This is a genomic window from Streptomyces sp. NPDC046909 (assembly GCF_040644695.1).
Lineage (GTDB): Bacteria > Actinomycetota > Actinomycetes > Streptomycetales > Streptomycetaceae > Streptomyces.
The window spans coordinates 26,210-48,190 of sequence record NZ_JBEYXC010000014.1; the positions used below are offsets into that span (position 1 = coordinate 26,210).

The 21,981-nt window shown below is 72.7% G+C and carries 22 protein-coding genes and 2 pseudogenes; 9 read left to right on the plus strand and 15 right to left on the minus strand.

The window, feature by feature from the left end; genetic code table 11:
- Positions 1-89 precede the first annotated feature (89 nt).
- Together ABZ928_RS37000 and ABZ928_RS37005 are read right to left on the minus strand one after the other, a co-directional pair.
- Positions 90-401 carry a metal-sensitive transcriptional regulator gene (locus ABZ928_RS37000; RefSeq protein WP_361528584.1) on the minus strand — a complete coding sequence of 104 codons (312 nt, stop codon included), beginning with the start codon at positions 399-401 and terminating at the stop codon, positions 90-92.
- Positions 398-3,145 (minus strand): heavy metal translocating P-type ATPase, encoded by a 2,748-nt coding sequence (locus ABZ928_RS37005; RefSeq protein WP_361528586.1) that lies wholly within the window; start codon positions 3,143-3,145, stop codon positions 398-400. Before ABZ928_RS37005 ends, ABZ928_RS37000 begins: the two co-directional genes overlap by 4 nt.
- Before the next feature lie 176 nt (positions 3,146-3,321).
- Between ABZ928_RS37005 and ABZ928_RS37010 the strand changes: the two genes are divergently transcribed.
- The 4 genes and pseudogenes from ABZ928_RS37010 (at position 3,322) to ABZ928_RS37025 (ending at position 4,633) form a co-directional block, all read left to right on the plus strand.
- Positions 3,322-3,576, plus strand: coding sequence for a hypothetical protein (locus ABZ928_RS37010; RefSeq protein WP_361528588.1), 255 nt, complete (start codon positions 3,322-3,324; stop codon positions 3,574-3,576).
- A 31-nt stretch (positions 3,577-3,607) separates the two neighbouring features.
- On the plus strand, positions 3,608-3,889 hold the full coding sequence (locus ABZ928_RS37015) for a hypothetical protein (RefSeq protein WP_361528590.1): 282 nt from the start codon (positions 3,608-3,610) through the stop codon (positions 3,887-3,889).
- A pseudogene (locus ABZ928_RS37020) lies at positions 3,882-4,058 on the plus strand (isoprenylcysteine carboxylmethyltransferase family protein); the annotation flags it as partial. The gene ABZ928_RS37015 and the pseudogene ABZ928_RS37020, both read left to right, overlap by 8 nt.
- 434 nt (positions 4,059-4,492) lie before the next feature.
- Positions 4,493-4,633: a hypothetical protein gene (locus ABZ928_RS37025; RefSeq protein WP_361528592.1), complete on the plus strand. Its 141-nt coding sequence runs from the start codon at positions 4,493-4,495 to the stop codon at positions 4,631-4,633.
- A 60-nt stretch (positions 4,634-4,693) separates the two neighbouring features.
- On the opposite strand, the gene ABZ928_RS37030 is transcribed toward ABZ928_RS37025, so the two are convergent.
- The 3 genes and pseudogenes from ABZ928_RS37030 to ABZ928_RS37040 form a co-directional block, all read right to left on the minus strand.
- Positions 4,694-5,224, minus strand: a complete 531-nt coding sequence (locus ABZ928_RS37030; protein ID WP_361528594.1) for a TerD family protein — start codon at positions 5,222-5,224, stop codon at positions 4,694-4,696.
- A 79-nt stretch (positions 5,225-5,303) separates the two neighbouring features.
- Positions 5,304-5,795: pseudogene (locus ABZ928_RS37035) on the minus strand (DUF4118 domain-containing protein); the annotation flags it as partial.
- Between the two features lie 46 nt (positions 5,796-5,841).
- Complete coding sequence (locus ABZ928_RS37040; RefSeq protein WP_361528596.1) at positions 5,842-6,411, minus strand: hypothetical protein; 570 nt, start codon at positions 6,409-6,411, stop codon at positions 5,842-5,844.
- 723 nt (positions 6,412-7,134) lie between these two features.
- On the opposite strand from ABZ928_RS37040, the gene ABZ928_RS37045 reads away from it, so the two are divergent.
- Positions 7,135-8,205: an alcohol dehydrogenase catalytic domain-containing protein gene (locus ABZ928_RS37045; RefSeq protein ID WP_361528598.1), complete on the plus strand. Its 1,071-nt coding sequence runs from the start codon at positions 7,135-7,137 to the stop codon at positions 8,203-8,205.
- A gap of 19 nt (positions 8,206-8,224) precedes the next feature.
- Complete coding sequence (locus tag ABZ928_RS37050; protein ID WP_361528600.1) at positions 8,225-8,905, plus strand: pyridoxamine 5'-phosphate oxidase family protein; 681 nt, start codon at positions 8,225-8,227, stop codon at positions 8,903-8,905.
- A 104-nt stretch (positions 8,906-9,009) separates the two neighbouring features.
- Here ABZ928_RS37050 and ABZ928_RS37055 read toward each other — a convergent pair whose 3' ends face one another.
- A complete protein-coding gene (locus tag ABZ928_RS37055; RefSeq protein WP_361528602.1) occupies positions 9,010-9,903 on the minus strand; it encodes a universal stress protein in 894 nt (297 codons plus the stop codon).
- Between the two features lie 331 nt (positions 9,904-10,234).
- Here ABZ928_RS37055 and ABZ928_RS37060 point away from each other — a divergent pair, with 331 nt between their 5' ends.
- Complete coding sequence (locus ABZ928_RS37060; protein ID WP_361528604.1) at positions 10,235-10,711, plus strand: hypothetical protein; 477 nt, start codon at positions 10,235-10,237, stop codon at positions 10,709-10,711.
- A 75-nt stretch (positions 10,712-10,786) separates the two neighbouring features.
- Entirely contained in the window at positions 10,787-12,409 is a 1,623-nt protein-coding gene (locus tag ABZ928_RS37065) for a multicopper oxidase family protein (protein WP_361528606.1), read from the plus strand.
- A gap of 207 nt (positions 12,410-12,616) precedes the next feature.
- On the opposite strand, the gene ABZ928_RS37070 is transcribed toward ABZ928_RS37065, so the two are convergent.
- The 3 genes from ABZ928_RS37070 to ABZ928_RS37080 form a co-directional block, all read right to left on the minus strand.
- Positions 12,617-13,024, minus strand: a complete 408-nt coding sequence (locus ABZ928_RS37070; protein WP_361528608.1) for a universal stress protein — start codon at positions 13,022-13,024, stop codon at positions 12,617-12,619.
- Positions 13,025-13,303: 279 nt separating this feature from the next.
- Positions 13,304-13,681 (minus strand): hypothetical protein, encoded by a 378-nt coding sequence (locus ABZ928_RS37075; protein ID WP_361528610.1) that lies wholly within the window; start codon positions 13,679-13,681, stop codon positions 13,304-13,306.
- A gap of 367 nt (positions 13,682-14,048) precedes the next feature.
- Positions 14,049-14,432 (minus strand): hypothetical protein, encoded by a 384-nt coding sequence (locus ABZ928_RS37080; RefSeq protein ID WP_361528612.1) that lies wholly within the window; start codon positions 14,430-14,432, stop codon positions 14,049-14,051.
- A 380-nt stretch (positions 14,433-14,812) separates the two neighbouring features.
- Here ABZ928_RS37080 and ABZ928_RS37085 point away from each other — a divergent pair, with 380 nt between their 5' ends.
- A complete protein-coding gene (locus ABZ928_RS37085; protein ID WP_361528614.1) occupies positions 14,813-15,277 on the plus strand; it encodes a cyclic nucleotide-binding domain-containing protein in 465 nt (154 codons plus the stop codon).
- A 302-nt stretch (positions 15,278-15,579) separates the two neighbouring features.
- Here the strand turns inward: ABZ928_RS37085 and ABZ928_RS37090 are convergent, their stop codons facing one another.
- The 6 genes from ABZ928_RS37090 to ABZ928_RS37115 all read right to left on the minus strand — a co-directional run bounded on the left by ABZ928_RS37090 (position 15,580) and on the right by ABZ928_RS37115 (position 21,890).
- Positions 15,580-15,711: a hypothetical protein gene (locus tag ABZ928_RS37090; RefSeq protein WP_361528616.1), complete on the minus strand. Its 132-nt coding sequence runs from the start codon at positions 15,709-15,711 to the stop codon at positions 15,580-15,582.
- A gap of 55 nt (positions 15,712-15,766) precedes the next feature.
- Positions 15,767-16,426: a phosphoribosyltransferase gene (locus ABZ928_RS37095; protein ID WP_361528618.1), complete on the minus strand. Its 660-nt coding sequence runs from the start codon at positions 16,424-16,426 to the stop codon at positions 15,767-15,769.
- 298 nt (positions 16,427-16,724) lie between these two features.
- Positions 16,725-17,231, minus strand: coding sequence for a hypothetical protein (locus ABZ928_RS37100; protein WP_361528620.1), 507 nt, complete (start codon positions 17,229-17,231; stop codon positions 16,725-16,727).
- Positions 17,232-17,358: 127 nt separating this feature from the next.
- A complete protein-coding gene (locus ABZ928_RS37105) occupies positions 17,359-19,692 on the minus strand; it encodes a heavy metal translocating P-type ATPase (RefSeq protein ID WP_361528622.1) in 2,334 nt (777 codons plus the stop codon).
- A 30-nt stretch (positions 19,693-19,722) separates the two neighbouring features.
- On the minus strand, positions 19,723-20,580 hold the full coding sequence (locus ABZ928_RS37110; protein ID WP_361528624.1) for a universal stress protein: 858 nt from the start codon (positions 20,578-20,580) through the stop codon (positions 19,723-19,725).
- Between the two features lie 257 nt (positions 20,581-20,837).
- A complete protein-coding gene (locus ABZ928_RS37115) occupies positions 20,838-21,890 on the minus strand; it encodes a class I fructose-bisphosphate aldolase (RefSeq protein WP_361528626.1) in 1,053 nt (350 codons plus the stop codon).
- Between the last annotated feature and the right edge of the window lie 91 nt (positions 21,891-21,981).

A 21,981-nucleotide genomic window follows, 5' to 3' on the forward strand; every position in this document is an offset into this window, starting at 1 on the left:
GCCGTGCCGGCCGCACCGCGCCGTCCAGCTCGTCCTTGGCCACGGCCAGACGCCGTGGGACCCGCGCACGCGGCCGCTGTCCGTGGTCGCTACAGGCGCAGCGCGAGGCGCAGGGTGTCGCCGAGTTCCGCGAACTTCTCCTCGGCCCGGGCGGGATCGGTGCGAGCGGCGTCGGTGACGCATCCGCGCACATGGTCGTCGAGGAGGCTGAGCGCGACCTCCTGCAGGGCGCGGCTGGCCGCGGTGATCTGGGTGAGGACGTCCAAGCAGTAGCGGTCGTCGGTGACCATGCGGGAGATGCCGCGTATCTGGCCCTCGACCTTGCTCAGGCGGGTCAGGTGGTCGGCCTTGTGGGCGGCGTAACCCGGGGCCCCCGCGCCCCGGTGGTGCGTGGTGGTCATCGGGATCCGCCTCCTCCATGCCCCCTGTGCGGTACGGCGGTCGCCGGGGCCGTACGGCGCTCCGGGGCGGCGTCGAAGGCGGCGGCGCAGTGGGCGGAGCAGAAGTAGCGGGTGCCGTGTTCGGTCCGCCGGCTCTCGGCGGCGGTCGCCGGGTCGAGCTCCATGCCGCACACCGGGTCCGTGACCGTGGCGGCGGCGTGGTGCTCGTGGGCATCGTGCACGGCGGCCCGTTCGGCGCCGCTCTCGACCCGGGGCCGTACGCGCGCCGGTCGGGTGTCGGGCAGCGGCGGGGTGGTCCAGCGGCGCAGCCGGGAGGCGTTGGTGACCACCGACAGGGAGCTGAGCGCCATGGCCGCGGCGGCGATGACCGGGCTGAGCCGGATGCTCCACAGCGGGTAGAGGGCGCCCGCGGCGAGGGGGATGCCGACGGCGTTGTAGACCAGGGCGAAGAACAGGTTCTGCCGGATGTTGCGCATGGTCGCCCGGGACAGCCGGATCGCGGTGACGACACCGGAGAGTGAGCCGGAGACAAGGGTGATGTCGGCGGCCTCGATGGCCACGTCGGTGCCGGTGCCGATCGCGAGGCCCACGTCGGCCGCGGCCAGTGCGGGGGCGTCGTTGATGCCGTCGCCGACCATGCCGACGGTGCGGCCCTCGCCCTGGAGGCGGCGGATCTCGTCGGCCTTGTGTTCCGGCAGGACTTCGGCCAGCACCCGCTCCACGCCCACCTGTTCGGCGATGGCCGCGGCGGTACGGGCGTTGTCGCCGGTGAGGACGACGACCTCGATGCCGAGGTGTTGCAGGGCCGCGATGGCGGCGGCCGAGTCGGACTTGACGGTGTCGGCGACCGCCAGTACCCCGGCGGGCCGCCCGTCGACGGCCGCGAGCACGGGGGTCTTGCCCTCGCCCGAGAAGGCCGTCGCCACGGGGACGAGCGCGGCGGTGTCGATCCCGGCGTCGCCGAGGAGCCGGGCGGTGCCGACCAGGACGGCCCGCCCGTCGACGTCGGCCCGGACACCCATGCCGGTGACCGAGTCGAAGCCGGTCGCCGTCGACGGACGCAGCCCCCGGTCCCGTACGCCGGTCACGACGGCCTGGGCGAGGGGGTGTTCGCTGTCGGCCTCGGCGGCCGCCACGAGCCGTAGCAGCTCGGATTCGCCGAATCCCTCAGCCGTGTGGACGTCCGTCAGGACGGGCCTGCCCTCGGTGACGGTGCCGGTCTTGTCCAGGATCACCGTGTCCAGCTTGTGCGCGGTCTCCAGCGCCTCGGCGGAACGGATCAGGATCCCGGCGCGGGCGCCCTTGCCGGTGCCCACCATCACGGACAGCGGCGTGGCGAGTCCGAGCGCGCACGGGCAGGCGATGATCAGCACGGCGACCGCGGAGACCAGCGCGAGGGTCAGCGCGGGGGAGGGGCCGACCGTGTACCAGAGAGCGAACGTGCCGACGGCGATCGCGATGACGGCGGGCACGAAGTACGCCGACACCGCGTCGGCCAGTCGCTGGATCGGTGCCTTCGACGCCTGAGCCTGCTGCACCAGCCGGACGATCTGGGCCAGCATCGTGTCCGCGCCGACCTTGGCGGCCCGCACCCGCAGCGATCCGGTGCCGTTGACGGTGGCGCCGATGACCTCGTCGCCGCCGTGCTTCGTCACCGGCATGGGCTCGCCGGTGACCATCGACTCGTCCACGGGCGACGTACCGGAGAGCACCTCGGCGTCGACGGGGATCTTCTCGCCGGGACGGATGACGATCTCGTCCCCGACCACGACGTCCTCGACGGGGATCTCGGTCTCGGTGCCGTCGCGCACCACCCGTGCGGTACGGGCCCGCAGTCCCAGGAGGGCGCGGATCGCCTCGCCGGTACCGGCCTTGGCGCGCGCCTCGAGGAGCCGTCCGAGCAGGATCAGGGTCAGGATCACGCCGACGGCCTCGAAGTAGACCTCGCGCACGTCCTCGGGGAGCAGGGCGGGCGCGAGGGTGACCAGCAGGCTGTAGCCGAAGGCCGCCGAAGTGCCCAGGGTGATCAGGGAGTTCATGTCGGCGGCCCGGTGCCGCAGGGTCAGCCAGCCCGTCACATGGATCGGCCGGCCCGTGTAGAGCATCACCGGTGCGATCAGGGCCAGTTGCAGCCAGCGGTTCAGCAGCCACTCGGGCACCCACCCCGCGCCGAAGACCTCGTGGGCCATCACCGCGAACAGCACCGGGGCGGTGAGCACCGCGCCCACGACGACCCGGCGGGTGAGGTCCTGGATCTCCGCCTGCCGCTCGGCGGCGTCCGCGGCCTCCGCGTCGGCGGCCGTCCCGCCGGTCTCGGCAGGCTCCGCGGCGGCGGTGCGGGCCTCCGGCGCGGGCGGTTGGGAGCCTTCCGCGGGTTCGACCAACAACGTGCCGTGGATCATGTTCATACCGCAGGCGAAGCCGAAGGAGCCCGGCCGGTCGGGGTTCAGCCGCACGGTGGTGCGGGCGTGCGCGGGCAGCCCCGCACCCACCCCGAGGTCCGGGAAGACCACCCGCGAGGTGCACTCGCCGGCCTCCTGCCGGTCGAAGACCAGCTCCACCGGCATGCCCTGGCGGACCTTGACCACATCGGGGCTGTAGCCACCCCGCACGGTCACCTCCAGCCGCTGCACCCCGCCCTCGACCCGGGCCGCGCCGGCCCGGCGCGGCCCGAAGAAGTACCGGGCCAGCGCGCCGATCAGCACGGCGGACAGCACGACCACGACGACATCCACGGCACCCATGGGCTCCTCGCCTCCCTCGGCGGATCACTCCCAGCCTGCGCCCGGGTACCCCTGCCAGGTAGGGGCTGAACGGCCCACCGGTCCTGGCCCGTCCGGCCCCAGACCGCCGCACCGTCCGGGAGGACGCTGACAGTGGAGGCAATCTCCCAGCCCCCGCTTCCGAAGGAGGCCTCGTGATGAACGACCAACGCAACTACGGCATGTACGCGCTCGCCGCCGCGCTCGTCGTCGTCGGTGTCCTGATCGTCGGCCTGCCCCTGGAAAGCCTGGCCTGGCTCGCCCTCGTCGCCGCCTGCCCGCTGATGATGTTCTTCATGATGCGCGGCATGCACGGCCAGGACATGCACGGCGGCCAGGGCCGGCACCGCGACGACCGGGACGACGACCCACTGCGCAAGAACGACCACCACACCGGGCCCGGGCGGGCCTGACCGCCCCGGGACCCGGCAGGGGGTGACAGAGATGGCCGGGGTGATCGCCACGCTGGCCGGGGTGCTGATCCTGGCAGGCATCGTCTACGACACCGTCCGCCTGATCACCCCCGACGAGCCGCGCCGCCCACCCCTGGCCCGGCTGCGCGGCCGCCGCCCCGCGCTGGAGGAAGCCGAACGACGGCTGGTGGGCCTGCGCCTGAACCACCGCATCGACGAGGCCACCTACCAGCGCCGCATGAGTGGCATAGCCCGCGGACAGCGCCGCACGACCACGGGACCGTCCGACACGACGGGAGAACGTCATGGCTGACGCCGCATACGGCCTGTGGCCCCTCGTGATCCTCAACACCCTGCTGTTCGTCGCCTTCGCCGCGAGCTTCTTCCAGCCGAGGACCAAGCGGGACTGGCGGGCGATGGGCGCCTACAGCGCGTTCGTGGTGGTCCTGTTCACCGAGATGTACGGCACCCCGCTGACCGTGGACCCGCACAAGACCCTCAGCATGCCGGTCGGCTGCGGCGCCCTGCTCGTCCCCGACCCCGAGCATCTGCACACGGCCTTCGCCCAACGCGCCTCCTACCTCACCGCCGGCGACGGGGCGACGCACTGCCCTGGCTCTCCCACGCCACCATCGAGCTCACCCGCCCCGGCACCAGAGCCCTGGCCCTGTGGGCCACCCTCAAGCACCTGGGCCACGACGGGGTCACCGCACTGATCGAGCACTACCTCACCCTCGCCGACCAGCTCCGCCACCGGATCACCGCAAACCCCCGCCTCGAACTCCTGCCCAGCGGCTCCCGGCCGGTCGCCTGCTTCCGCGTCGCCGACACCGGCCCTGGGGATCCGGACGAGTTCCACGCCCGCATCGCCCACCGTGTCCAGGCCCGCGGCCGTGCCTGCCTCGCCACCGTCGCCGTGCGCGGACGTACCGTCCCGCGCGCCTGTCTGTGCAACTACCGCACCACCACCGACGACCTCGACCTGCTCCTCAGCGAAGTCCTGCACGCCGCCGACGGCGACCGCGGCTCACCGGCCACAGCAGTGGTGACCACCTGATCCGGCTCCCTGAGGCCCAGGTGGTCAACCAGCCGTCGATGAAGGCGGGTCCGGCTCACGTCACTGCCGGACACCGCCCATTTCCGCGGCGAAGAGTGCCGGGTCGCTGTCGAACCCGCGGACCATCTCGTGAAACTCCCACGCTCCGGCCGCGTCCCTGGTGAACTCCGCGACGGTCGCGGCCGTGGCGTCGGTGACGCCCGCGAAGTCGTCCGCCAGCAACTGGCGGTACCCCTCCACGACGAGTACCCCGCCGTTGGAGATGTCGCCGAACGTGCGAGGGCCGGTGTCCTGATGGATGGCCACACCGACGACCACCCGCCCGTATGCGGACGACATCCGGTCGAACTCGAACACCATGGCCTCGACGTACCCGAGCCCCATGCCGGTCTCGCTGTACCGGCTCATGTTGATCGTCCCGTCCGGTGACCGGCTGTCGTGGTGGACGATGTACACCGGCCGCCCATGGGGATCGTCCGCCGCGTAGGTGGCCGCGATGATGTCGAGATGCCGGGGCGGCTCGCCGTACGGACTCGGATCCCACCGCAGCTTGACCTCGACTCTGCTCAGCCCGTTGTCGACACCACTCACCCTGAAGCTCCCCGTCAGACCGAAGCGGGAGGTCCCCGCATCGTCAAGTATGCGCACTGACCAGGGTTTTGATGCTTCCTTAGCGAGCTCCGTCCCCGGCCGCTGAGGCCGGTGCGTGCTCGTTCGCCAGTCCCGCCGTGTCCAGGGCGGTGCCCGCCTGGTCGACCAGGGTCGCCGCCACGAGCCGGGCCTTGAGGGAGGGGGCGGCTCCCGGTTCCGGGGTCATCATGAAACGCCCGAAGCAGTGGCCGTGCCGTACTCGAAGCGGCAGCCCGCGCAGTCGCAGCAGCTCGATCAGCTGACGCCGCACATGTTCGACGACGGGGTCGGCCGACCGGCTGGTGCGGGCGAGGTCGGCGGTCTCATGGATGCGCCGGAGGTGGTCCGCGTCGGTCACCGTTATCACCCCCAACAGCCTGGCCCTGGCGGCCAGTTGCGAGACGATCAGGCCGACGATCAGGAGGAGCACCGAGGTCTCGATGTCGTCCGTGTCGGTCATGGTGAACCGCTCGTACGGAAGGGCGAGGAAGAAGTCGAACCAGGCCGCGGCCGACGGCGCGGCGATCGCGCCCGCGGTCCGGCTTTGACGGTGTCCGCCCCTTCACTCATGCGACGGGTCAACGCGTCTTGTGGCTCCACCGAGGGCCGACCAGCTCCCACTCCCTGCTCCACTGTGCGATGCGCCGCCGGTCCAGCCGCCACCGTGCGACGCGGCCGGCGCCGCATATGACGCCCGTGGCGGCGAGAGCGGCGGCCGCCCCCAGGGAGCCCGCTTCCACGGCCGCCTCCGACGAACTGGGCGGTGCCGCGACCAGGTGGCCCTGTGCGTCCGCCCAGAGGGTGAGGGTGGTTCCGGCCTTCTTCCCGGAGCCAACCAGGGCCTTGCCGGTGCGGGTGGAGCCGTCCCGGCCGGTCCAGCGGACGTCGGCGACCGACCGGTAGCTCTTCGAGGTGGCCTTGGGGGTGTCCGCGAGGAGCACCGCGCTCACGGGGGTCCGCTGGGCGCGCTGCCGGTCGAGGACGTCGCCCGCGGCCCGGGCCGTGACCACTCCGGCGAGCGTGCCGCCGACCGCGATGACCGCCCAGACGGCCAGGACGACCCATGCTTCCAGCACGTCGTCGCGTCGGCGCAGCGGGTTGCTCCGCCACCGCCACAGTGTCTTCTTCGTGCGCCTGTTGCCCTGCATCGTCTCCGCACCCCCTCGTCGTCGTCACTCCCAGCAAGGTGACATCGGGCGCCCTGGTGCGGCATGGGCCGAAGAGGGGGGGCTGATCGGGGCCGACCGGGACCAAGTCCGAGGCGGTGACGGGACGTTCGGACCGCCTACGGTGGCCGAGAGGGGCCCTTCCTCGGACCGGAAATATCATTTAGGATTCAAGCAACGGGATGGAACGTGTGCTGCCTCCGAGTATGCGTCGCCCCTCTCGTCACGCCGGCCCCCAGTCCCCGGGTCGCGAGGAGCTCGCCCGACACCCGTTGGGCGGCCGGGGCCGCGTTCCACGCCGACAGCGCGACTCCGGCCCGTCGTCCTCCCGGCCTGATCCCGGGGCATCTCCCGCAGTCCCCGGACGTCGGAGAGGACGCGCGCGCGAGGAGACCGCGGAGGGGGCCGCACGATCCTCGCGCGGACGCGGCTGCCGCCGGCGCGGGTCGATCCCCGGCGGCGGCCGCGGTCCGGCCACGTGGAAGACGTGGGCGCCCGGCTCACCCGCCCGGCACAGTACAGCCAGGGCACAGGCCTGGGGCGGGGTGCAGGGCGCGGACTCGGTCGGTTGGAAGCGGTGGAAGTGGGGCGTGTGCCAGGGCCGATCGGCCCAAGCGGCCGACGGCTCTCCGGGAGACGCTGGAGTTGCGGACCAGAAGCCATGGCGCCTCGGCCGCGCGACTCCGGACCAAGGGAGGATCGGTCATGAAGGGCTTCGTGTTCCACGGCCCCGGACAGTCCGCCTGGGAAGACGTGGCGGATCCCGGCATCAAGGACCCCACCGACGCGATCGTGCGCGTCGACACGGTCACCGTCTGCGGAACGGACCTGCACATCCTCAAGGGCGACGTGCCGGACGTCCCTCCCGGCACGGTGCTGGGGCACGAGGCGGTCGGCGAGATCGTGGAGACCGGCTCCGACGTACGCACGATGCGGCCCGGGGACCGGGTCCTGGTCTCGTGCATCACGGCCTGCGGGCGCTGCCGCTCGTGCCGGGAAGGCGCCTACGGCCAGTGCCTGGGAGGCGGCGGATGGATCCTCGGCCATCGGATCGACGGCACGCAGGCGGAGTACGTCCGGGTGCCGTACGCCGACCACTCCCTGCACACCCTGCCCAGCACGGTCGGCGACGAGGACGCCGTGCTGCTCGCCGACATCCTCCCGACCGCCTACGAAGTGGGTGTGCTCAAGGGGCGGGTGGGGCCCGGAGACACCGTCGTCGTCGTGGGAGCCGGTCCCGTCGGACTCGCGGCCATCGTCACCGCCCGTCTGTACACACCCGAGCGGATCATCGCCGTGGACCGTGTCGGCTCCCGGCTCGAAGCCGCACGACGGATCGGCGCGGACGCCGTGGCCGATGCCCGGGAAGCCCCCGAGCAGCTGATCACCGACCTCACCGAAGGACGTGGCGCCGACGTGGTCATCGAGGCGGTCGGTGCGCCGGAGAGCTTCGAGATGTGCACACGGATGGTGCGCCCGGGCGGACACGTCGCCAATGTCGGTGTGCACGGCAAGCCCGCGACGCTGCACCTCGAAGACCTGTGGATCAAGAACGTGACGATCACCACCGGTCTCGTCGACACCTCCTCCACACCGACCCTGCTGCGCCTGTCCGCCGCCGGCCGGCTGCCCACCTCGTCCCTGGTCACCCACACGTTCCCCGTGGAGCACATGGCGGAGGCCTACGACGTCTTCGCCAACGCCGCCGACACCGGCGCGCTCAAGGTGGTGCTCGGCGGACAACGGCACGACGCCCTGGCCGTCCCGACGGCCTGACACGAAGGAGGCGAGGACTGTGGACGAGCCCACGGTGTCGCCCGCACCGCACCCCCGGACGGCCCACGCGCACGGGGACCTCGGGCGCCGTCTCGTGCGGCGCCGGGCCGAACTCGAGCTGACGCGCCAGGAGACGGCCGACCGAGCGGGCATGTCCTCGAACTATCTCCGGTACCTGGAGGAGTCGCCCGTCGCCGCCCCCGGCAGGAACGTGCTCCTCCGGCTCGCGGCGGCCCTCGAGACCCCCCTCACGGTGCTGACCGGTGGCGACGCCGACGACCCGCCAGGTCCCGGGCAGGCCGCCCGCCACCCCGAGCTCACCGCGCTCGGCACCGAGGAATGCTGGAGCCGACTGGGAACACACGGTGTGGGCCGACTCGCGAGGAACAGCCCCGAGGGGCCGACCGTCCTGCCCGTGAACTACACCGTCGTCGACGGCACGATCACGTTCCGGACCGCTGTCGGCGCCGTACCGTCCCAAGTCCTGGGGGAGCGCGTCGCGTTCGAGGTCGATCACATCGACGACGCGCTCAGCCGGGGGTGGAGTGTGCTGGTGCGTGGCCGCGCCCGGGGCGTGACGAGTCCGGAGACCCTGCGCCGACTGGAGGACCAGGCGTACAGCGAGCCCTGGGCCGGCGGCCGGCGCGACTTCTGGGTGTGCATCGAGGCCGACGGCATCACCGGCCGCTCGATCGATTAGGGACCGATTAGGGCAGGGCCCCGGGACGGTGATGACGCGCTGATCTGCACCGGCGGATCATGCGGGAGCGGGGCACCAGGACGGTGCCCCGCTCCCGTGTGGACCTACTCGTGCGGCACGATCGCGACCGGGCAGCGGACGTGGTGAATCACCGCGTGCGCGATGGGACCGGTGTGTGCACCGAGCTTGGCGGGGCGGACTTTGCGGCCGACCACCAGCAGGCCGGCGTCCCGCGTGGCCTCCAGCAGCTGCTGCGCCGGACGCCCCTCCTCCAGCAGCTCAAGGATCTCCACCGTGGGGTACTTCTCCCGCCACGGCCCGAGCACGGCGGCCAGCGCCCGCTCGGCCGCCTTCTCGACGGCCTTGCGGGCCTTGCTCTCCAGCGAGTCGGGTACGTACGGCAGATGCCAGGCGTGCACCACCTTCAGCGGCGCGGAACGCAGTGCCGCGCTCTCGAAGGCGAACGCCAGCAACTCCTCGCACGGAGACGCCGGATCCACCCCGACCACGACGGCGCGGAACGGCGTATGTGTCGAGGCATGCCCCGAGGCGTCTGCCAGGTGCTCGTCCTCCAGCGTCTGTTCCGCTCGGACCAGCACGACGGGCCGCGTCACATGGGCCACCGTCGCCTGCGCCACCGAACCGGCCATGAACCCGCCGAAGCCGCTGAACGCCCGGCTGCCCAGAACCAGCAGCTCGGCCTCGTCACCCGCTGCCACCAGGGCATCGGCGGCGGGCCGGGAGATCTGGTCCCCGCTCAAATAGACCTGCGGGTAGCGCTCGTTGACCCGGTCCATGGCACCGCGGAGAATCCGACGTGCCCAGTAACGAGGCGCCTCCAGCTCGGGAAGCTCCGTCTCCAGGGGCGACGTACCGCCCTCCCACGCATGTACCAGGCGCAGCGGCAGGCCGCGCCTGAGGGCCTCTCGGGCCGCCCAGTCCGCGGCGGCAAGACTCTCACGAGAGCCGTCCAGTCCTACAGCGACAGGGCGAAGCATGGCCGACACCTCCCTGGATCGGTGCTCGCACGCCGGTGTGCCGGTGTGCGGGTCCTTGCAGTACCAGGGTCCTCTCGCGGGCCCGTCACCGGCAGAGGCCGGAGCGGTCCGACAACGGGGCCGAACGGCCCTCTTTGGAGACGGACGTCGGCGGCACCGAAACTGCGTATGAGGCAACCTTCCACTCGACTAGGGCATCGGTGCAGGGGCCGTGTGGCCCTGCGCCGGGGGACGGTGGGGGCCCTACCGAACGCTCCACCGGGCGGGAAAATTACCCCCTGGGGGTAAGATGGCGACTCGGTCACGGCGAAGTTCGGCACAGGTGGAGGTCATGGCGATACGGGCGGCTCGCGGCGGCGGCAGCGCCGTCCGCTGGACGTACGGGGTGTTGCTCACCCTGTGCGTCGCGCTGGCCGTACTCGTGCACCATGAGACGGCCGCGACGAGCGCCACGCACGTGATGAGCGCGTCATCCATGTCCATGACGGACGCCGCGTCCACGTCCATGCCGAGCGCCGCCCATGCCGCGCCGGGCGCGTCTCACGCCGCTCATGCCATGCCGGGCCAGGCGACGCCGGCCGCTTGGGGGCCGCCCTCCGCGCACAGTGCCGATGCCGGCGGCTGCTCCGCCCTCGGTATGCAGCACTGCACCACGGCGAGCATCACCTCCGTACAGCTGGCCGTGCCCGCCGAGAGCGACCCCTCACCGCTTGCGGACCTCCGTGGAGGCATCGCGGGGTACTCGCCGGCCGGTGCGGTCGGCCGCGCCCCGCCCGATCTGTCCGTCCTCTCGCAACTGCGCATATAGGCCGCGCCGGACGGCGCGCGATGTGCCGTCCTTCCGCGACCGCATCGGCAGTTACGACACTGAGGACACACCACGATGAACAGCATCAACCGCCGCTCCGTCCTGCTCGCCGGTCTGGGAGCCGCCGGTGCGGGCGCGCTCGCCGCCTGTACGAGTGGGGGTGGCTCCGGCTCCGGCAACGCCCTGGTCGACCCCACCGGTTCGGCGGTCGCCGCCGCCGAGAAGAAGCGCAGGGCCACCGGACGGCAGCGGAAACTCACTCTGACCGCGGCGCCCGCGACGATCGACCTGGGCGGCGGCATCACCCCCAGGACCTGGGCCTTCGATGGCCGCACCCCGGGCAAGGAGATCCGTCTCTCCGTCGGTGACACCCTCGTCGCCGAGCTGTCCAACCAGCTCCCCGGCAGGACCAGCACATCCATCCACTGGCACGGCATCGCCCTGCGCAATGACATGGACGGCGTCCCGCCCGCCACCCAGACCGCTGTCCGGGCAGGCTCTACTTTCACCTACGACTTCGTCGCGGACGCCCCCGGCACCTACTTCCTCCACCCGCACATCGGTGTCCAGCTCGACCGCGGCCTCTACGCCCCGCTGATCGTCGAGGACCCCAAGGAGAGCCTCGGCCACGACGACGAGTGGGTCGTCGTCCTCGACGACTGGGTCGACGGCGTCACCGGCACGCCCGACGAGGTCTGGGCCGAACTCCGGCACGGCATGGGCGGCATGGGCATGGACATGGGGGACAGCGGCGGCTCCAGCGGCATGGACGGCCATGACATGGGGGACATGGGCGGAATGGACATGGGCGGCGACTCCGCGTCCCCCTCGGCCTCCGCCTCCTCCGGCGGCATGTCCATGAAGTTCATGCTCATGGGCGCCGAGAGCGAGCTGCTCGGCGGTGACGCCGGTGATGTGCGGTACCCGCACCACCTGGTCAACGGCCGCGTGGCGACCGACCCGGACACCTACACCGGCAAGCCCGGCACGAAGGTACGACTGCGCATCATCAACGCGGGCTCCGACACCGCGTACCGTCTCGCCCTCGGCGGTCACAAGCTCACCATCACCCACACCGACGGATTCCCGGTCCGGCACCAGCAGGTGGACGCCCTGCTGATCGGCATGGGTGAGCGCTACGACGTGCTCGTCACCCTCGGCGACGGCGTCTTCCCGCTCGTCGCCCTGGCCGAGGGCAAGAACGCCAACGGCCTCGCCCTGGTGCGCACGGGCTCGGGGAGCGCCCCGAAGCCGACCGTCCGCCCGAAGGAACTCGACGGCATGATCATGACGGCGTCCCAGCTGCGCGCCGCCGACGACGTACGCCTGAACTCCGCGAAGACCGACGTCACGCACCAGATCAAACTGACCGGCGGCATGACGAAGTACAACTGGGCCATCAACGGCGAGCCGTTCGACATGAAGAACCCCGAGGCGAACCCGATCCTCGTCGAGCAAGGCGGGCGCGTACGGCTCGACTTCGTCAACGACACCACCATGTGGCACCCCATGCACCTGCACGGGCACACGTACCAGATCGGTGCCGCGGGGCCGCGCAAGGACACCGCGATCGTGCTGCCCAAGAAGAAGCTGAGCGTCTTCTTCGACGCCGACAACCCGGGCCAGTGGATGCTGCACTGCCACAACGCCTACCACGGTGAGGCCGGGATGATGGCCAACGTGGCCTACCAGGCCTGAGGTTCACGGCGCGTGCCCGGTGAGAACGGGTGCCCGGCCCGCAGGCGGAACGGGCGGTCCTCGTGCGGGTGGCGCGCCGAGACGAGGCGTGCTGCGGACAGGGCGTACGGCGGTGGCGTGGCGGGCGCCTTCACGCCGTCGTGAGCACCGCGTCCGCGGCACGTCTCGGGGTCGGGCGGCCGCGGGTGAAGTGGCCCAGGCGGAGGATCATCTGAGGGAACTCGCCGCGGACGATCGCCGTGCGCACCTGCTCGCGCAGCGCGGCCACTTCGAGAGGTTGGGTGTGGAAGGCGGCCACGGCCCAGCGGGTGGTGGCGTGCAACAGGACGCGGCGCTCGACAGGGCCGTGACGGCCGGCGCCTCGATCTGCTCCTGGGTGACCGACACGTCGGGGCAGGTCCACGCGACGTGGTCCTCGGCCTGGCGCAGGAAGCCCTCGCCCATGTGCCGCCGCGCGACGTTCCCCGCGCCGGCGGGGGACCGCTCCGGGCGCCACTCGGAGGTGTGCAGCAGGTGAAGGGGGAGACCGCGGCGCACCGCCTCCCGCGCCGCCCACTCGGCGGCGGCCAGGCTCTCGGGAGATCCGTCGACCCCGACGACGACCGGTCGTGACATGGCGGGCACCTCCGTGGTGTTGCGCACTCGGCTGGCGTGGTTCCGTGCTCATCGTCGTCCGGGAGCCCGGCGGGCCGGAGGGGCCGGCGGTCCCGCCCTGGGGTCCTTGTGGCCCCTGCGCACCAGCCCCGGCGGGCCGGATACGGAAGACGGGGATCCGGTCGGCGATCCGCTCGAACTCCTCCAGAGGAGCGGGCCGTTCCACGGCCCGCCCGTGAGCCGTGTGGACATTGCCCCGCAAGGGGGGGGTGGTCGGTCGGGGAACCGCGCCAATGGGGCCTACACCGACTGCTGTTCGCCTCCTCGCCACGGCGGAGCTGCCGTCCGGTGGTCTCCGCCCGGGGTGTGGGCGGCCCTGGCGGTCTGGCGGCGCAGCCGGTCCTGAAGCTGGTCGATGACCTCCCGGCCGGTTGCCTCCTCGGCGGCGGCGACCACTTGTCGGCCGCCGACCCGGAGGTCGGCCGTGGCCAGCCAGGGGCGGTCCGCGTGCCGGGCGCCCGCCCGCACGATCCGGACCTCACCGGTGACGGCGGGCAGACCGGTCCGGCCGACGACGGCATCGATCTTGGTACGGGCGTAGACGAGCGTGGCCTGGTCCACCGGCCCGTCGGCACGCAACCGGACCGTCCGCGTGGGCCGGACTCTGTCGCTGGTCATCGTGCTCCCCTTTCTGCAGGTGAAACCGCGCCCCTCCGAGATCGAGGAGGGACGGGGGACGAGCCCGCGGGGGTGGATCGCGCGGGCACGCGGCCGACGACCCACGTGCGGCCACGGCCCCTTTCCGAGGCCGTCCCCCTGGCGTGGAGCCGTTTCCGGGTGGGGACGGGGGAGCCCCTTGGGGACACCGTGTGCGGCCTCCGCGCCTGATTCAAGGATCGCTCCCTGAGGAGGTCGGGAAGAGGGATGACCGGATCTCTCTGCGGGCCGTTCGGGCCCTTGTCCGCGCTCCTTCGATCCCGGTCCGGCCGTCGCCCGTTCGCGAGGGAACGCGTGCTCGTGCGGACTGCGTCGCTCGGGCCGTGCGTCAGTAGAGGGAGCCGGGCCAGGAACAGGCGACGGCGGTGATGACGCCCAGGTCCAGCAGCACGCCCACGCTGAGCCACGGGTCGAACCAGACCGCCTTGAGCATGAGTCCGCCCGACGCGGCGACCAGAGCGGCCGTGGGCCACCACCCGGCGTCCGCCGGAACCCCGGCGCCGGCGACCACGTACACGAGGGCCGTGCACCAGGCCAGCGTGAGCGCAGCCGTCCTGGCGGTCGCCGCCGGGACCCCCGCGGACACCAGCAGCCACGAGTGTCCGGGGGTGAACGGCGCGGGCGTGCCACCGGGCTGCTGAGGTGCCGTCCACACGCCGGGATGCAGCAGCCCGTGCACGACCAGGAAAGCCGCCACCAGCAGAGCGGTCATGGCCCGCTCACCGGCTCGAACGGTTCGGTGCGCTCGCCGGGGTCGTCATGGCCATCAGCTCCTTCGGACCGACAAGCCGCCGCGCGGCGACCTGGGTTCAGGTCCAGCCTCGCGCCGAACGCCGGTCCGTGCGAGGGCCGTTGGGGGCGCTTCCGGGGGCCATCGGACACTCCGGCGCGGTCCCACGGGGGTCGGGTGGGTGTGGCGCACACCGCGTCTTCCGTACCACTGCCCACTGGTCTTCGGAGACCTGCCTGTCGGCCCTCTTGACGGGGGCCGGTCGGCCCATGTGGTGCCCTCGGTCGTGCCCTGACGCTGGAGACGGGCGACGTCCCCCTGGACGACCGCCGAGCCGGCTCGGCGCAGGAGGAGGCGCAGCCATGACCACCGCGACCACTACCCGGACGGCCCGGAATCTCGCCGCCGTGTACCGGGGCAGGCTCATGAGCATGGCGCACGATGTGTGCTACCCACCGGACACGCGTCTGTTCGACGAGGGGGGCCGGGCCGATCACTTCTGGCTCGTCGAGTCGGGCACCATCGCCCTGGAGATGCGTGTGCCCGGACGCCACGCGGCCGTGATCGGCACCCTGGGCCCCGGCGAACTCCTCGGCTGGTCCTGGCTGTACGAGCCCCACCGGTGGCGGTTCGGTGCCCGGACCGTCGGCCCGGTGCGAGCACACGAGTTCGACGCCGAGGCCGTCCGGCGGATGTGCGAGGACGATCCGGAGGCGGGGCGCGCGATCGCGCTGTGGGTGGGCGAAGCCGTCGTCCGCAGGCTGAACGCCGCCCGCACCCGGCTGCCGGATCTCCGTACCCCCTACGGCAGCGGAGCCCGGGACTGAGGCCGTGTGACCGGCGCTGCCGTCCTCGCGGTTCGGCCGCTGCGTGTGCGCTGGTGCGCATGAAGATGAACGGCACGCCTTGGCCGCACGGCTCGCAGCGCAGGTCGTGGAGAAACTGACCGGGCCGAGGCCCTGTGCCGCACGGGCCGACCCCACGACGGCGCGGCAGCCGGCCACGGCGCCCCGGCGCCGTGGCCCGCACCGTACCGGCGCGGGAGCCGGAGGATCCGGTGCAGTGACGGATGACGGCAGGTGAGCCGGCCGGTACCGCGATACACGATCCGGATCACCCGCGATGACGGCTACTTCTTCTGGCGCCCGGCAAAGGCGCTGACGATGCCCGCGAAGGCGAAGATGGCGGCGATGACCACAGCCGCGGTCGGCCAGTCCATGGTGTCCTCCCTCTTCCTCTTCTTCTCCTTTCCATCGGACACCGTGCCGTCCGCGGCGGCCAGGGACCGTACGGCCCGGGGCAGGGGCCCGTGGACCTCACGCGGAATGCCCCGACGGCGCGGGGCGAGTGGCCCGGTGCAACAGGTCGGTCACCTCCGCGTCGGTGACCTGCGTGAAGTCCCGGTACCAGGCGCCGACCGAGCCGAAGAAGCGCGGCGAGTGGAGACAGACCACTTGGTCGGCGGCTCCGCGCAGGCGTACGACGGTTCCTTCCGCGCCGACGGGCACGGCGAGCAGGACCCGGGCCGCCCCCAGACCCCGGACGACCCGGCATGCGGCCTCGGCGGTGGCGCCGGTGGCCAGCCCGTCGTCGACCACCACGACCGTCCGGCCGGTGAGCGGGACGGGTGCACGGTCGCGGCGGTAGAGGTCCGACCGTCGGCGCAGTTCGGCACGCTGGGCCTGCTCCACCGTCCGACGCTCGGCCGGTCCCAGCCTCGTCTGCTCGATCACGTCGTCGTTGAGCACGAGGACCCCGTGTTCCCCGATGGCGCCGAAGGCCAGCTCGGGTTGCCAGGGCACGCCCAGCTTCCGCACCACGAGGATGTCCAGCGGGGCGTCGAGTGCCCGCGCCACCTCGAAGGCCACGGGCACCCCACCCCTGGGCAGTCCCAGGACGACGGCATGGTGGCCGCGCAGGTCCGCCAGCAGGGGCGCCAGCCGGCGGCCCGCATCCGAACGGTTCTCGAAACGCATGGTCACCGCCTCGTTCTCGCTCAGTAGGGGAGAGGCCGCCCCGACGGCGTGCGCAGATCCGGGGGCTCCGGCCGGCGCGGTGTGCCGGGGCGACGGGTCTCCTGTATCCGCTTCATGGCCGCCTCCTCCTGCCGTGTGGTCCGCGAGGTGCCGGTGATCCCGGCGCCGCGTACAGCGACAAGCCTTGTCCCGGACCGGAGGCGGCGCCATGGGGCCTTCGACCCCCGATCATGGGCCGGAGCGGACCGTATCGGGGCCGACAGGCCCACCCGCGGACAGGACGGGGCGGCCCGGTGCGTCAGCTGTCGGAGCGGATGCCGGAGATCAACTGCGAGGACAGGTCGGACTGGACCATCAGGCGCGTTCGGTGGGTGTGCTCCCCGGAGTCCTCCCAGGTGAGCGTGACCCTGCTCCAGCAGTGCCCCATGCCGCTGTCGTTGTAGACGACCTCCCAGGCGATGGGCACCCCCTTGGCGCGCAGGACGCCGTCCTTGTGGTGGGCGGCCTCCCACCGCGCCAGGTCCGCGCGCAGACCGGCGGTCAGATAGTGGGTACGCAGGGCACCGGCGAGCCGGCCGCGGCCGGAGTCGTACAGGACGTCGATGTAGGTGCCGTAGAAGTCGGCGACCCTGTCGACCGCGGAACGCGGCGTGCCCGTGCGGGCGGGCGCGGCGGTGGTGGCGGTGGTGGCGTTCGCGGAGCCGCGCTCCGTCCGCAGGCCCGTGGCCGTGGCCGGTGCGGTGGCCGCGAGAGCCAGCACCACGGAACCCAGCGCGACACGGCGTACGGCACGAGGTGTCATCATGTCGTTTCCCTCCCTCGACGCGGTGCGGAAATCCCGTCAACTCCAGTACACCGCCATTGAGTTGCCGCGATCGCGGGCCGACCGGCCCGATGCGGCGGGCCGGTTGGCCGCGGCCCGGGGCGGGTGCTCAGGGTGCCAGGGAGAAGTAGCTCTCCTCCTCCTGCGTGAAGTGCAGGCGCAGCACGCTGTGCAGGCCGTAGAGGCAGGCCCGCAGATCGTCCAGCTGTTCCGGGGACAGGGATCCGTCGCGGCCCGCGAGCGTGAGATGGGTGGCGATGCGCAGGGCCAGCCGTTCGATCTCGGCGTGCGCGCGGCTCATGGTGGCTGTCGCCTCCGGACCTCCGAGCGTCGGGGCGAGCGCGGGATACAACTGATGCTCCTCGGCGTACTCGTGTGGCAGGAGCCGCTCGGTGAGCAGCCGGTGCACCTCGCGCACGGCGGCCAGCGACCGCGGCCCCGCGCCGTCCGACAGCCGGTCGGCGGCGTCGCGTACGGCGTCCAGGACGTCCCGCAGGTCGTCGTGCTCCGCGGCGAAGCGGCGGATGAGGGCCTCGGTCGACGGCGGCAGCGCAGGCCGGCCCTGCCGGTCGTCGCGCAGCACCCGCAGGGCGTTGAGGATCACCGCGACGTCGATGCCTTCCTGCAGCAGGGCACCGGTGGCCGGCGGGAGCAGCCCGAAGGCGGCCGCGGTCATGGCGGCCAGCGACAGCAGCATGCCGCCGAGCGCGCTCTGCACGGCGATGCGCCGGGTGCGTACGGCGATGGCCCCGGCGTCGGCCAGACGGTCCACCCGATCGGTGGTCAGGACGATGTCGGCCGCCTCCGAGGAGGCCGTGGAGCCCCGTGCGCCCATGGCCACGCCGATGTCGGCGGCCGCCAGGGCCGGGGCGTCGTTGACGCCGTCGCCCACCATCACGGTGACCGCGCGCTCACGCTCGGCGCGGACGGCGGCGACCTTGTCGGCGGGGGTGAGGCCGGCCCGTACGTCGTCGAGGCCGAGGACGGCGCCCACCTCGCGCGCGGGCGCGGCCCGGTCGCCGGTGATCATCACCAGGCGTGCGATGCCCGAGGCGCGCAGCCGGCGCAGGGTGCGCGGCGCGTCCGGACGCAGCGGATCGCGCAGGAGCACCGCGCCGACGGGACGGCCGTCCACCGAGAGCCAGGCCACGGCCGCGCCGTCCAGCAGCGCCCGGTTCTCCACCGACCGTGCCCAGTCAGGCAGTCGAGCGTGGTCGGGGCGCCTGCCGATCGTCATCCGGCGCCCGGCCAGCGTGCCGGATGCGCCCCGGCCGGGTTCCTCCGACATGTCCGCGGGCACCGACAGGCGAAGGCCGCGCTCACGGGCCGCGTCGACCACGGCCTGCGCCAGGACGTGCGGCGAGTACTGGTCGAGGGAGGCCGCGAGCCTGAGCACCTGGGCCGGCTGCCAGCGCGGCGCGGCGGCCACGTCGAGCACGCGGGGGTGGCCGCCCGTGAGGGTTCCCGTCTTGTCGAGGAGCAGCGTCCGGGCGCGGCCGAGGTTCTCCAGCGCCCCTCCGTCGCGGACCACCACCCCGAGCCGGGAGGCCCGGGACAGACCGGAGACGACGGCTACCGGCGCCGCCAGCAGCAGCGGACACGGCGTCGCCACCACCAGGACGGCCACCGCCCGCACGGCGGAGCCGCTGACCAGCCAGGCCAGCCCGGCGGCCGCCAGGGACAGTGGCACGAAGCAGGCCGCGTACCGGTCGGCCAGCCGCACCACCGGTGCCGATTCCGCGCCCGCCTGCCGGGCCAGCCGGACGATCCCGGCGTAGGTGCTGTCCTGCTCGGTCGCGGTGGCGCGCAGTTCGAAGGCGCCGCCCGCGTTGACCACCCCGCTGCGCACCGACTCCTCCGGGGCGCGCTCCACGGCGAGCGGCTCGCCGGTGAGCACGGACTCGTCCAGCACGGCGGGAGCCGAGACCACCCGGCCGTCCACGGGCACCACCTCGCCGGGCCCCACGACCAGCAGGTCACCGACGGCGACCTCGGCGGAGGGGACCGTCCGCACGCCGGACCCGGTGGTGATCCGCGCGGTGCGGGGCGCCCGTTCCAGCAGGGCCCGCAGATCGTGCGAGGCGCGCCGCTGCGCCGCCGCCTCCAGGGTGCGGCCGGAGGCGAGCATCAGCGCGATCAGCGCACCCGCCAGGTACTCCCGCACCGCCAGAGTTCCGCCGAGCGCGAGGACGGCGATGACGTCGACGCCGGCGTTGCCGCGCCGCAGGGTCTCCAGCACCCAGCCGACCGCCGGGATCACGGCGGCCACCGTGCCGAGCGCCCAGCACAGGTCGGCGAGCGCGGGAGCACCGGCGAGGCGGAAGACACCGCCCGCGACGAGCGCGGCCGTGGTCAGGCACAACAGGACGGATTCGGGCGTCGGCGGCACGAACAGGGCCGCGTACAGCCGGCGCAGCCGCTTCCTCGTGGTCCCACGGTCCATGTCGGGCCTCGCTCCCTCGGCCGGCGCGGCTCAGTCGTGCGGGACGACGGCCACGGGGCACGGCGTGTGGTGGAGGGCCGCGTGCGTGACGGGACCGAGCCGCCACGTGAGCGGCGCGGGGTGGCGCCGACGGCCCAGGACGGTGAGCATGCCGTGGGCGGAGGCGGAGAGCAGTACCTGTGCCGCCACGCCGCGGGCGACGTGGTTCACGACGTCGATGTCGGGGAACTTCTCGCGCCACGGTGCGAGCGCGGCGCCGAGCCGGCCGCGTTCGTCCGACTCGTAGCCGTCGTCATCCCCGCCGATGTGCGGATGGGTCACCAGCGACGACAGCGGCAGTGCCCGGACGGCGCGCACCCGGGCCCCGTGCAGTTCGGCGGAGGTGAAGGCGAGCTCCAGCAGCGGGTCGGTGCTCGGTCCGGCCTCCCGCACGCCGACGACGATCTCCGGCCGGCCGGCCTCCGCGGCGGGACCGTCCGCGCGTACGGCCACGGTGGGGCAGCGGGTCAGACCGAGCACGTGCAGGCTGACGGACCCGAGCAGGAAACCGGCCACCGAACCGTGGCCGCGGGAGCCGAGCACGAGGAGCGATGCGCCGTCGCTCGCGTCCACGAGGGACTGTGCCGCGGTGCCGGAGACCAGTTCCGTGATCAGGGTGAGGTCTTTGTAACGGTGCGTCAGTTCGGCCTCCATCTGGTGCAGCACCCGCCCTCCGTAGCGCTGCTTACCGAGGGCCTCCTGGGCGACGGGCGCGTCGAGTGGCTGGGTGGTCCAGGAGTGCAGCAGCACGACGGGCAGATGGCGGCCCGCGGCTTCGCGCGCCGCCCACCACGCGGCCGTCACGCTCGCGGGGGAGCCGTCGAGTCCGACGACGACAGGTCCGGTCATGGCACACCTCCGGTGTCGATGCGAACGCCGACCACCACGCCTCCTGTATCCAGGCTGGCCGTCGCGCGAGCCGCGAGGGAGGGCCGGACGGCCCCCTGCCACCGCCGGTCAGCCCATGGCCCCCGCCGCGTTCCGCTGGACGCTCGAAGTGGACAGAGGCGCCCGGAGGAGAAGTGAAGGCCAGGTCGGCCGGTGACAGCACCGGCCATGGATGACCCCGGCGCAGCGGATGCGCCGGGGTTCTCGTGTCGTCTGCGTCAGGCGATGGTGATGCCGTCGTCGAGGTAGACGTCCTGGACGGCGTGGAGGAGCTGGACGCCCTCACGGGTGGGCCGTTGGAAGGCTTTGCGGCCGGTGATCAGGCCGGTGCCGCCGGCCCGCTTGTTGATGACCGCGGTCCGGACGGCCTGGGCGAGGTCGTCCTGGCCCGCCGAGGCGCCGCCGCTGTTGATCAGACCGGCGCGGCCCATGTAGCAGTTGGCGACCTGCCAGCGGGTGAGGTCGATCGGATGGTCGGTGGTGAGCCGGTCGTACACGAGGGGATGGGTCTTGCCGAAGTCCAGCGCGCGGTAGCCGCCGTTGTTCTCGGGCTGCTTCTGTTTGACGATGTCGGCCTCGATGGTCACGCCGAGGTGGTTGGCCTGGCCGGTGAGGTCGGCCGACAGCGAGTAGTCCACGCCGACGTGCTGGAACGCCGGGTTGCGCAGATAGCACCACAGCACGGTGAACATGCCCAGTTGGTGGGCGCGGGCGAAGGCCTCGCTGGCTTCCCGCAGCTGGCGGTCGGCCTGCTCGGAGCCGAAGTAGACGGTGGCCCCGACGCCGGCCGCGCCGAGGTCGAAGCACTGCTGGACGGTGCCGAACATGACCTGGTCGTGGTGGTTGGGGTAGGTGAGCAGTTCGTTGTGGTTGAGCTTCACGATGAAGGGGATCTTGTGCGCGTAGCGCCGGGACACGGCCCCGAGCACGCCCAGTGTGCTGGCGACCGCGTTGCAGCCGCCCTCGACGGCGAGTTCGACGATGTTCTTCGGGTCGAGGTAGCGGGGGTTGGGTGCGAACGCCGATGCCGCGGAGTGCTCGATGCCCTGGTCGACCGGCAGGATCGACACGTAGCCCGTGCCGGCCAGTCGGCCGTGGTCGATGAGGGACTGCAGGTTGCGCAGCACTTGCGGCGAGCGGTCGGTCGCGGCCATGACCCGGTCGACGAAGTCGTGACCCGGCAGCGTCAGGTCCTCCTTCGGGATCCCCTCACTCGTGTGCGTCAGCAGGTCCTTGGCGTCCTCGCCCAGCAAGGCTTGGATGTCGGTCATCGCTCCGCCTTTCCTGTCACACGGAAGCGCCGAGAGGCCACGGGCCGCCTCGGGGGTTCACTCTCACCCTGCGATCCGTTCCAGGTGCTCG

What these genes read in the sequence shown, in the direction of transcription:
- ABZ928_RS37040 (WP_361528596.1), bottom strand. Translation starts at nt 6,411, where the DNA reads ATGCAGGGCAACAGGCGCACGAAGAAGACACTGTGGCGGTGGCGGAGC.
- ABZ928_RS37005 (WP_361528586.1), bottom strand. Translation starts at nt 3,145, where the DNA reads ATGGGTGCCGTGGATGTCGTCGTGGTCGTGCTGTCCGCCGTGCTGATC.
- ABZ928_RS37115 (WP_361528626.1), bottom strand. Translation starts at nt 21,890, where the DNA reads ATGACCGACATCCAAGCCTTGCTGGGCGAGGACGCCAAGGACCTGCTG.
- ABZ928_RS37065 (WP_361528606.1), top strand. Translation starts at nt 10,787, where the DNA reads ATGAACAGCATCAACCGCCGCTCCGTCCTGCTCGCCGGTCTGGGAGCC.
- ABZ928_RS37045 (WP_361528598.1), top strand. Translation starts at nt 7,135, where the DNA reads ATGAAGGGCTTCGTGTTCCACGGCCCCGGACAGTCCGCCTGGGAAGAC.
- ABZ928_RS37095 (WP_361528618.1), bottom strand. Translation starts at nt 16,426, where the DNA reads ATGCGTTTCGAGAACCGTTCGGATGCGGGCCGCCGGCTGGCGCCCCTG.
- ABZ928_RS37015 (WP_361528590.1), top strand. Translation starts at nt 3,608, where the DNA reads ATGGCCGGGGTGATCGCCACGCTGGCCGGGGTGCTGATCCTGGCAGGC.
- ABZ928_RS37055 (WP_361528602.1), bottom strand. Translation starts at nt 9,903, where the DNA reads ATGCTTCGCCCTGTCGCTGTAGGACTGGACGGCTCTCGTGAGAGTCTT.
- ABZ928_RS37080 (WP_361528612.1), bottom strand. Translation starts at nt 14,432, where the DNA reads ATGACCGCTCTGCTGGTGGCGGCTTTCCTGGTCGTGCACGGGCTGCTG.
- ABZ928_RS37000 (WP_361528584.1), bottom strand. Translation starts at nt 401, where the DNA reads ATGACCACCACGCACCACCGGGGCGCGGGGGCCCCGGGTTACGCCGCC.
- ABZ928_RS37070 (WP_361528608.1), bottom strand. Translation starts at nt 13,024, where the DNA reads ATGTCACGACCGGTCGTCGTCGGGGTCGACGGATCTCCCGAGAGCCTG.
- ABZ928_RS37060 (WP_361528604.1), top strand. Translation starts at nt 10,235, where the DNA reads ATGGCGATACGGGCGGCTCGCGGCGGCGGCAGCGCCGTCCGCTGGACG.
- ABZ928_RS37100 (WP_361528620.1), bottom strand. Translation starts at nt 17,231, where the DNA reads ATGATGACACCTCGTGCCGTACGCCGTGTCGCGCTGGGTTCCGTGGTG.
- ABZ928_RS37110 (WP_361528624.1), bottom strand. Translation starts at nt 20,580, where the DNA reads ATGACCGGACCTGTCGTCGTCGGACTCGACGGCTCCCCCGCGAGCGTG.
- ABZ928_RS37010 (WP_361528588.1), top strand. Translation starts at nt 3,322, where the DNA reads ATGAACGACCAACGCAACTACGGCATGTACGCGCTCGCCGCCGCGCTC.
- ABZ928_RS37105 (WP_361528622.1), bottom strand. Translation starts at nt 19,692, where the DNA reads ATGGACCGTGGGACCACGAGGAAGCGGCTGCGCCGGCTGTACGCGGCC.
- ABZ928_RS37075 (WP_361528610.1), bottom strand. Translation starts at nt 13,681, where the DNA reads ATGACCAGCGACAGAGTCCGGCCCACGCGGACGGTCCGGTTGCGTGCC.
- ABZ928_RS37085 (WP_361528614.1), top strand. Translation starts at nt 14,813, where the DNA reads ATGACCACCGCGACCACTACCCGGACGGCCCGGAATCTCGCCGCCGTG.